Source organism: Archangium sp. (genome assembly GCF_036277355.1).
GTDB lineage: Bacteria > Myxococcota > Myxococcia > Myxococcales > Myxococcaceae > Archangium.
In genome coordinates this window covers 196446-206362 of the sequence record NZ_DASUNC010000146.1, presented here as the reverse complement: position 1 = coordinate 206362, position 9917 = coordinate 196446, and the positions used below count along the sequence as shown (strand labels likewise).

6 protein-coding genes and 1 tRNA gene are annotated in these 9917 nt (G+C 68.3%); 3 read left to right on the top strand and 4 right to left on the bottom strand.

Annotated elements, in window-relative coordinates; genetic code table 11:
- Positions 1–3811 (top strand): amino acid adenylation domain-containing protein (locus VFZ09_RS36185; protein ID WP_329732321.1); only part of this gene is annotated, 3811 nt, incomplete at its 5' end.
- Between the two features lie 584 nt (positions 3812–4395).
- Here the strand turns inward: VFZ09_RS36185 and VFZ09_RS36180 are convergent.
- Positions 4396–4620 (bottom strand): hypothetical protein, encoded by a 225-nt coding sequence (locus VFZ09_RS36180; protein ID WP_329732320.1) that lies wholly within the window; start codon positions 4618–4620, stop codon positions 4396–4398.
- Positions 4621–4766: 146 nt separating this feature from the next.
- Between VFZ09_RS36180 and VFZ09_RS36175 the strand changes: the two genes are divergently transcribed.
- Positions 4767–5981 carry a hypothetical protein gene (locus VFZ09_RS36175; RefSeq protein WP_329732319.1) on the top strand — a complete coding sequence of 405 codons (1215 nt, stop codon included), beginning with the start codon at positions 4767–4769 and terminating at the stop codon, positions 5979–5981.
- A gap of 120 nt (positions 5982–6101) precedes the next feature.
- Here the strand turns inward: VFZ09_RS36175 and VFZ09_RS36170 are convergent, their stop codons facing one another.
- Together VFZ09_RS36170 and VFZ09_RS36165 are read right to left on the bottom strand one after the other, a co-directional pair.
- Positions 6102–6941, bottom strand: coding sequence for a DUF3396 domain-containing protein (locus tag VFZ09_RS36170; protein WP_329732318.1), 840 nt, complete (start codon positions 6939–6941; stop codon positions 6102–6104).
- 68 nt (positions 6942–7009) lie between these two features.
- Positions 7010–7768, bottom strand: coding sequence for a hypothetical protein (locus tag VFZ09_RS36165; RefSeq protein ID WP_329732317.1), 759 nt, complete (start codon positions 7766–7768; stop codon positions 7010–7012).
- 640 nt (positions 7769–8408) lie between these two features.
- Between VFZ09_RS36165 and adhP the strand changes: the two genes are divergently transcribed.
- Positions 8409–9431: an alcohol dehydrogenase AdhP gene (gene adhP, locus VFZ09_RS36160; RefSeq protein ID WP_329732316.1), complete on the top strand. Its 1023-nt coding sequence runs from the start codon at positions 8409–8411 to the stop codon at positions 9429–9431.
- A 190-nt stretch (positions 9432–9621) separates the two neighbouring features.
- On the opposite strand, the gene VFZ09_RS36155 is transcribed toward adhP, so the two are convergent.
- Positions 9622–9695: transfer RNA gene (locus VFZ09_RS36155), tRNA-Arg, on the bottom strand.
- Positions 9696–9917 lie beyond the last annotated feature (222 nt).

The following is a 9917-nucleotide window of genomic DNA, read 5'->3' as shown; positions in this document are numbered from 1 at the left end:
AGCCGGTCAGCCCGTCCAGCGCATCGCTCCCGACGCCTCTCTTCCGCTGACGCTCGTGGACCTCTCCTCCCTGCCTCCCTCCGAGCGTCAGGCCGAGGCCCACCGTCTGGCCTTCCACTCCGTCATGCGGCCCTTTGACCTCGCCCATGGCCCGCTGCTTCACGCCTCGCTCTTCAAGCTCGACGAGCGGCTCCACATCCTCGCCCTCTGCATGCACCACATCGTCTCCGACGGGTGGTCCATGGGCATCTTCGTGCGCGAGATGGCCGCTCTCTACCAGGCCTTCTCCTCCGGCCAGCCCTCGCCACTCCCCGAGCTGCCCCTGCAGTACGCCGACTACGCCGTCTGGCAGCGCCAGTGGCTGCAAGGCGCCGCCCTCGAGCAGCAGCTCTCCTACTGGCGCCAGCAGCTCTCCGGGGCTCCCGCCTCCCTCGAGCTGCCCACCGACAAGCCTCGTCCCTCCGTCCAGAGCCATAGCGGCGCACACATCGAGGTCCACCTCTCCAAGGCCCTCTCCGAGTCGCTCAAGGCCTTCTGCCAGCGCGAAGGCGTCACTCCCTTCATGGCCCTGTTGGCCGCCTTCCAGCTCCTCCTCTCCCGCTACTCCGGCCAGGACGACATCTCCGTCGGCTCTCCCATCGCCGGCCGTCGCCACGCGGAGCTCGAGGGGCTCATCGGCTTCTTCGTCAACACCCTCGTCCTGCGTGCCCGCCTCTCCGGTGTCTCCTCCTTCCGCGAGCTGCTGCACCAGGTGCGGGAAACCACCCTCGGTGCCTTCGCCCACCAGGACATCCCCTTCGAGAAGCTCGTCGAGGAACTGCGTCCTCCTCGCGACTTGAGCCGCACGCCTCTCTTCCAGGTGATGTTCGCCCTGCAGAACCTCCCGACGGGGGAGCTCCAGCTCCCAGGCCTCTCCCTGCGCCCCGTGGAGCCCGAGAGCACCACCGCCAGATTCGAGCTCTCCCTGGCGCTCAACGAGGTCCCGGAGGGCTTCGGCGGCACCCTCACCTACAACACCGACCTCTTCGACGCGCTCACCGCCGCGCGCATGATGCGTCACTTCCAGGTGCTCCTGGAGGCCATCGCCGCCCGTCCCTACACCGTGCTGCGCGACCTGCCCCTCCTCCCTCCCGAGGAGCGCCAGCAGGTGCTCGTCGAGTGGAACGACACGCGTACGGACTTCCCCCGCGACGCCACGCTCCACTCGCTCGTCCGCTCCCAGGCGCTGCGCACACCCGAGGCCACCGCCCTCGTCTCCGAGTCCGGTACTCTCACCTACCGCCAGCTCTCCGAGGCCTCCACGCGCCTGGCCCTGCACCTGCGCTCGCTCGGCGTGGGCCCCGGGTCTCTCGTCGCCCTCTGCATCGAGCGCTCCCCGGAGATGCTCGTCTCGCTCCTGGCCATCCTCGAGGCCGGCGCCGCCTGGGTACCAATGGATCCGGAGTACCCCGCCGAGCGCCTCGCCTTCATGCTCGAGGACAGTGACGCGACGCTGCTCGTCACCCGCTCCGCCCTGCTCCAGGCCCTGCCCGCCACCCGGGCCCAGGTCCTGCGGTTGGATTCGCTCGACGCACTGAACGCACTGCCTCCCGCGCCCCAGGGCACCGTCCTGCCCGAGCCCGAGGCCACCAGCCCCGCCTACGTCATCTACACGTCAGGCAGCACGGGCCGTCCCAAGGGCGTCCAGGTGGCCCACCGCGCCGCCGTCAACCACCTGCACTGGCGCCAGCGCGAGTTCCCCATGAGTCCCCAGGACGCCTTCCTCCAGAAGGCTTCCTTCAGCTTCGACATCTCCGTCTGGGAGATGTTCGCCCCGCTGTTGGCCGGTGCCCGGCTCGTGCTCGCGCGTCCCGGTGGCCAGAGAGACCCCGAGTACCTGGTGCGGATGGTGATGCGCCACGGAATCACCCACCTGCACTTCGGCCCCGCGCCGCTGTCCGTCTTCCTGCAGACGCCGGACGTCGAGCGTTGCCAATCCCTGCGCTTCGTCTTCTGCGGCGGCGAGCCCCTCACGCACGAGCTCCACGCGCTCTTCCTCTCCAAGCTGAGCGCCCGGCTCGTGCACCAGTACGGTCCCACGGAAGCCTGCATCGACAGCACAGCCTGGGTGTGCCCGCCTCACCCTGTCTCCGCGTTGCCCATCGGCCGTCCCATCTCCAACACCCAGGCCTACGTGGTGGACGCCTCGCTGCGGCCCGTGCCCGTCGGTGTTCCGGGTGAGTTGCTCATCGGTGGTGAGGGCCTGGCGCTCGGCTACCTGAACCGTCCGGAGCTGACGTCCGAGCGCTTCATCACGGACCCGTTCAGCACCACGCCCGGAGCCCGCCTCTACCGCACCGGTGACAAGGTGCGCTGGCTGGCCGACGGCACGCTCGAGTTCCTCGGCCGCCTCGACTCGCAGGTGAAACTGCGTGGCTTCCGCATCGAGCTCGGTGAGGTGGAGTCCGTGCTCCTCCAGCATGCCTCCGTGCGTCAGGCCGTGGCGCTCGTGCGCGAGGACGTCCCGGGCGACAGGCGGCTGGTGGCCTACGTCACCGGCGACTCGCCAGACGCCTCCAGCCTGCGCGCCTTCCTCCAGCAGCGTCTGCCCGAGTACATGGTGCCCTCGGCCTTCGTGGCCCTGGAGGCTCTGCCCCTCACCCCCAACGGCAAGCTGGATCGCAAGGCGCTGCCGGCGCCGGAGGCCTCGAACCGGGAGCACGAGCGGGCCTTCCTCCCGCCTCGGGACGAGCTGGAGCTGAAGGTGGCCCGCGTCTTCGAGGAGGTGCTGGGGGTGCAACCGGTGGGCGTGCGCGGCCACTTCTTCGAGCTGGGTGGACACTCGCTGCTCGCCGTGCGCCTCATGGGCCGGCTGCGCGAGGTGACGGGCCGCGGCCTGCCCCTGGCGACGCTCTTCCAGGCGCCCACGGTGGAGCAGCTCGCGCAGCTGCTGCGCGGGGAGCAGCGGGCCTGGACGCCCCTGGTGCCGCTGGTGCCCTGGGAGAAGGGGGACCCCCGCCGTCCGCTCTTCGTCGTCCACCCGGTGGGCGGCACGGTCATCGGGTACTCCGAGCTGGCGAGTCAGCTGGGTCCGAAGCAGCCGCTCTATGCCCTCGAGTCACGCGGCATGGACGGCTCGCTGCCTCCCCTCACGACGATCGAGGAGATGGCAACCCTCTACGTGGAGGCCATCCGCACCCTCCAGCCGTCCGGGCCCTACCTGCTCGGCGGCTGGTCCATGGGCGGCGTCATCGCCTACGAGATGACCCAGCAGCTGCTGCGCCAGGGCGAGCAGGTGGAGGTGTTGATGCTCATCGACTCGCAGGTGCCCAACGGGCGCCCCGCGCACGTGACGAACGAGGAAGAGGCCCTCCAGCGGGCCTTCGTGGGCCTGGTGGAGGAGTTCGTCGGCAATGGCTTCAAGGTGCCCGAGGAGCGGGTGAAGACGCTGGACCGCGAGGAGCTGCTGCACGTCATCCTGGAGGAGGCCCGCCAGGCCAACCTCGCCCTGCCGGACGTGGGGCTCGAGCAGGTGCGGGCCCTGCGGGACGTCTTCGAGGCCAACCTGCGAGCCAGCTGGCGCTACAAGGCCACCGCCTACGAGGGCGATCAGCTCACCCTGCTGCGCGCCGCCCAGGCGGCGGAGGGCCAGACGGAAGACCGGGGCTGGGCGGTGCTGGTGCCCGCCTCGGGCAGGCTGGACATCCACGAGGTGCCCGGGACGCACTTCGAGCTGTTGAAGCAGCCCCATGTGCAGTCCGTGGCCGAGCGGCTGCGCGAGTCCCTCGAGCGCGCCCACGAGCGGGCCGCCGTGAATCAAAGGAGCGCATAGGCGGGAGAGAGGCCAGGTGGAGGGAGCGGGCTGGAGCGAAGGGGCCAAGGAGGGCCGCTGAGGGGGGCCGCCCGAGCAGTGCGCCAGAGGTGACAACATCCGCCTCCCATGAACATGGTACGCTGGGAAATCCTGTCTCTCGATACAGTCGGGCTCGAAACCTACCGCGAGGCATCAGCTCTCGGAGCTCGTCACTGCCCATGGCACCTCGCCGCTCGAGGACGTGAAGGTGCAGCGCTCCGGCAAGCCGAAGGTGATGCTCGAGCTGTTGAATCCGGCGGGCACCCCGCAGCCGGTCAACGAGTTCTGCTCGCCCCTCCTCACTCCCCTCCCGTAGCCCTGCATCCCATCCCGGAGTCCGCCCGCATGGCCTCGCTCATCCACCGCATCCTTCCGCTCTGCCTCTCGCTGGCACTGGCTGGCTGCGACCTGCTCCTCGAGCCCGAGCCCCCCGCGCCCGCCCCGCTTCCGAACATCGTCCCGGTCCATGCCCCGGAGCCCCACGAGTGGAGCCGCGTCCCCATCGGCCAGCCCCTCGTGCTCGAGGTGGAGCTGCGCCTCGCCGACGGCTCGCTCGCGACCGATTACGAGCTCACCTGGGCGACTCCGGCCGACTCCGTCTCCGGGAGCACGGCGTACACCCACTCCGTCGAGGTGCTCCGGGAGCACGTCTCGCCGGGGCGGGAGCGGCTCGTCATCACCGGAAAGAGCACCATCGACTTTCCTGGAGTCGGCTGCCGGGTGCAGGTGCGCGACCCGAGCAGCGGCGTCTTCGCTCCTGGAATCCAGACGCTGGGCCCCTTCCACATCCGGTTCTACGGCTCCGAGCCGGCGACCCTCGCCCTGCCGCCCGCCGTGACGAGGCTCGGGGTCGGCGAGGTGCGGCCATTCGAGCTGCTCGCCACGGCCGTCCTGGAAGAGGGCTCCGCGAAGGGCCCCCCCCTCGCACCTCCCGGTGACGCTGGAGAGCTCGGCGCCCGCCGTGGTGCGGGTGGGCGAGGACGGCCGGACGCTGTACGCGCTCTCGGTGGGGACGGCGAAGCTCACCGCGAGGAGCGGCGCGGTGAGCCGGCAGACGGAGGTCACCGTCGACACGCTTGCCCTGGGCCGGCCATCACCCGCGACGCTGCGCTCGAAGCTCGATTCACCCAGGCCGGTGCTCTTCCCCCTCTTCACGCACCAGGGCGGAGCCATCCGCGGCGACGACCTGCTCGTGCTCGACGAGCGCGGGTGGCCGTTCGCCACCGCCGTCATCAACAACACGCTCTGGGCGATGGAATGGACCGGAACCGGGATCGGATGGTGGCGGCTCTCCCGGCCCGGCGAAGAGGTCATCGAGCGGGGCTCCTCCGTCTTCGACGAGCGTGGGAACCTGTACGTGGCCTACCGGACGCTCGGGCTGGGCATCGTCGTCGCGGAGCGGGCCAAGGGCGCCTCGCTCTCGGCGCTCCGGTACCGGCCGCTCTTCGCCCTCTCCGAGCTCTGGGCGGACCAGGACTGGCGCCCGACCTTCAGCTCCCTCGGGCACATCTCCCTCCAGCCGCGCACGGGAGGCGGGGCCTGGGTGCTCGTCCCGATCGAATTCGGTCAGGCCGCCGGCACCGACAGGTGCAGGACGATCTCCAAGCTCTTCGAGGTCGGTGATGAGAGCATCGGGGTCCAGCAGCTCTCGGACAACGTGCGCGAGACGCAGTGCGAGCTCCCGGCGGGCTCGATACGCTGGCCGAGCTCCAGCGTCCTCTACGGCCAGAGGGCGGGCGTCGCACGGCCGGACCTCTTCCTGTCCACGCTGTTCGCGGGAACGACGGTGGGCAGAGGACTGCTGCTCGCCAGTGCCGACGGGAGTTGGATGATGCCGAACGTCAACCTGTTCCCGCGGGCGGGCCGCCCGGACGGGCATGTGTCCCCCGGAGTCATCCTGGTCTACGCGGACAAGGATCGGGCGCTGCTGCCCCCCGAGGTTCCCTCCGTGACGTACTGGAGCAGCGACGCGAACGATCTGCCGCGGCAGTACGCGGGAGCGAACTACCTGGTCCGGGGGAGCACCGTCGTCCCGGTGATCGCCGGCCGGCTCTTCCAGGGCGATGCCATCCACCTGCACCTGCTCTCGGACAACCTGGTCGACGCGAGCGACCCCATCGCCGTCACCGCCATCCCCGGCGGACCGTGAGCGCGGCCGGACCGCATCGGCCCTGAACTCCGGGGTAAAACTCCGCCTCTTCCTTCGCTCCATGAACACTACCTCCCGTGTAGCCGACTGATGAGGTGTGTCCACAAAACCGGGGCAGGCTCACTCGAGAAAGCGGCGCTCCCAGCGAAGGAACTCATCCGGCGGCAGGTTCTCCCCATGTGTGGGGGGGGGCCTGAACAGCCATGGCTCCAACACATGGGCCAGTTCGCGGTACTCCGGCAGGATTTGACCCTGCTGGGTGTCGCCTGCTTCAGGCCATGCGCCGAGAGTGACCACGCCGCGGTTTCCCTCCAGGGCTTGCACGGTTGTCCGTGGCGAGCGCAGGCGCGCTTGCAATCCCACCGTGCCTCCCAGCTCACCGAGTACCGGCTGGCCAAGGAACGTCAGCCACGACGGCCCGCGGACTCGCGAACCCATTCGCAATGAGTTCCAATGCAGGAGGGGGAGGTCCATACCAGGGTAACGCATCCAGAGTTTGCGGACCTCCCGGGCTACCCCCATCAATCCCAGGTCGCAATTGAACGAGAGGCCGGCATTGCCAGAGCAGAAGGGTAATGCCGATGCGATCTCGATCGCCATGTTCCGGACCCGCTCGGGGCCGTGTTCCTCGAGATATTCCGTGGGCAGCCAGAAGGATACCGCGGAAGTTGCATCCGGCTCGGTTTCCAGGAAGGAAGGGTCCAGCCACCTGCCTTCGTAGGTGAATCGATAGCGGTCTTCAACGTCCGACGTGTCGGTCAGTTTGGCGTATGATCTCCGGGGGTGGTTCAACCTGTCACGAATGACAGACCAGCCCGTATCGTCCAGCAACTGCCAGTCGCCCGCTTCATCGGCATACAATCCCAACGCGTCGGCTCCGACTGCGCGCAGAAACGTCTCGAGTGACTGGCTGACGGCTCGCGAGATCTCCGCGTGAGAGTGGCGCATGTAGAAGGTCATGCTCAGCCCCTCTCTGATCAGGAGATAGCCATTCCTGGCGTGAATGCGGACTCTGGGGTAATGGGGGTTCATTCGAGAACTCCCAGCCAGGGGACGATGCGCGCGACGAAAGGCGCGATGTATCTTTCGTAGATGGTGTTTTGGTATTGTCCTGCAAAGGGATGGTCCTCGGGGTACCGCGACCAGTCCGGCGGCTTGCCCTTTTCTCCGCAGGGGAATTTGAAGTCATAGACGGCTTGAGCATGGAGGGGATCTCCCTCGTGAATGACGACGTCCGGCTTGACGGTTCCTTTCAACTCCGCGCCATTGCCCGTGTTCACGAGGGCTTCTTCGTCCTCCGTGCTGACGAGCTTCTTCTCCCCCGTCTTGGGGTCGACGATGCGGTAGCGCTGTTCCAGGCTGTAGCGTCCCTTCCGGAGCGCCCCCAATTCCAGGTCGGCGCAATCCCTGGCGGCCTTGTGCATCTCCTCGCCGAGCCGCTGCGCCCAGGTCATCTTCCGGCCCGTGTCAGCCCTGGTCGTCTGGCGGCACTCCTCGGAGTCAGGGGTCTCCTTCTTGAATTGGCCTCGATGACGGGCGAGCACGTCCGCACGGGCCCGGTTGGCGCACTCCTCCAACTTCTTTTCAATGGATGGCTGCTGTTCCTCGAACAGCTTCATCAGGGCCGCGGTGGAGGCCACCGCGGTCCCCACCTGCCGCACGGTCTCGAAATCCTTTCCAGCAACAACGGCACACGTCGCTGGGTCCTTGCAGGTCTTCGTCGTGTCGAACCCGTAAGTGCTCGGGGCGATACACAGTGCGTACAGCAATGCACCCCACACGAACATGGCCCGGGGTGTTGCTGGCTTGCAGGTGCTCTTCCAGTAACACCTGAATCTTGCAGACATCCGGGTTGGCTCCCGGGCCGGATGGCCGACCCTTTCCATGCTCGACTGGAATCCAGAGACTTCCAGGAAGCGCGATTGCAAGAGTTGGGCCCGGAAACCAGCTTCGTGGGATTGAACCTGCGCCCTGCTATTCAAGGACTTGATGGGTGGGTCAGTATGACCTCTGGAGTCAGGCTGCTCCACTGTTTACGGCCCCGTTTGTCAACTGCTTTGACATCCACGAAGCAGGTCCCAGGAATTCCGGCTACTTATCCAGGCTCCGTGCGGCCATGGGGGAGTGTCCGCATCCAGGACAGCTGTGTGCAGGGTTCCGGCAGCCCGTCTCACATGACTCGCCCAAGCCGTCGCGCCCGAGCCGTCCGTTCCCCACGGTGCAAGAGGGCGGGCTGGAGATGCCGGCGCCGGGCGGGCATGAGAGGCCTCCTCGGGCGACTCGGATTTCGTTCGGTTCCATCTCAGGAGCGCACTTCAATGCGGTAGGAGCGCGGCCAGCGGGCCGCTCGGCACCCCGCACGTTGCTCCTGGGGGACGTTGCCCGACGTGTGGATCAGTCCCAGTCATGGAGAAGGGGAGGTATGCCATGCCCGACACCATGAAGGCCGCAGTCGTCCACGCGTTCGGTCAGCCCCTGGCCATTGAAGCAGTCCCCATTGCGAGGCCCGGTCCGGGGCAGGCCCTCCTCAAGGTGGCCGCCTGCGGCGTGTGCCATACGGACCTGCATGCGGCTCAGGGTGACTGGCCGGCCAAACCCACCCTGCCCTTCATTCCAGGGCACGAGGGGACGGGGACGGTGGCAGCGGTGGGGCCCGGCGTACGGGCGGTGCGCGAAGGGGACCGGGTGGGGGTGCCCTGGCTCTACACGGCGTGCGGGCACTGCGAGTATTGCGTCACCGGCTGGGAGACGGTGTGCCCGGAGCAGAAGAACACCGGCTACTCCGTCAACGGGGGCTATGCCGAGTACATCCTGGCCGATGCCCAGTACGTGGGCCACCTGCCGAAGGGATTGGGTTTCGCCGAGGGAGCGCCCCTGCTCTGCGCGGGAGTCACCGTCTACAAGGGTCTCAAGGAGACAGAGGCGCGGCCGGGCCAGTGGGTCGTCATCTCCGGCATCGGGGGGCTGGGCCACATGGCGGTGCAGTACGCCCGGGCCATGGGCCTGCACGTGGCCGCGGTGGATGTCGCCGACGCCAAGCTGGCCCTGGCCCGGCGTCTGGGAGCCGAGCTCACCATCAACGCGCGGCAGGAGGATCCCGTGGCGCGGGTGGCGAGAGAGTTCGGCGGCGCTCACGGGGTGCTCGTCACAGCCGTCTCACCCCAGGCCTTCACCCAGGCCGTGGGCATGGTGCGTCGGCGAGGCACGGTGGCGCTGGTGGGTCTGCCTCCGGGTGATTTCACCGCGCCCATCTTCGATGTGGTGCTCAAGCGGTTGACGATCCGGGGCTCCATCGTGGGCTCGCGCGCCGATCTCGCCGAGGCGCTCCAGTTCGGGGCGGAGGGCAAGGTCCGGACCACCTTCACCCAGGCGCCGCTGGAGTCCATCAACGACATCTTCGCGCGGATGAAGGCCGGCGAGCTCGAGGGGCGGGTGGTCCTCTCGTTCTGACGCACGGCCCACGAGCCGCTCACGCGCCCTGCGCCTCACGGGCTCTGAAGGAAGCGCGGCTCGCCCGGGGCGCCGTGGGCCACGAGGGCATGGAGCCGCGCCAACCCCGTGGGCGCACGTTCCCGAACGCCGCTGAACACCACCGGGCAGAAAAAAGCCCTGCTTCCAGGGACTTGGGAAGCAGGGCGAGTGGCCCCGGCTGGAATCGAACCAGCGGCCTGCGGTTTAGGAAACCGCCGCTCTATCCAACTGAGCTACGGGACCGTGGGTGAGACGGGGTTTACAGCAGGCAACCCGTCCGATGCAACGACGGCGAACAGCTCGGATGGCTGACATGGGGAAGCTCCCGCCAGGCCAGCACCGTTCGAGCGTGCCCCTGACGCCTACCTGACAAAGAGCCAGGCCGCCCGGAAGGCCGCCGACGAGGCGGTCTTCATGGAGGCCGAGCTGGTAGGCCGCTTCCTCGCCCACCTCGAGGCCGAGGGC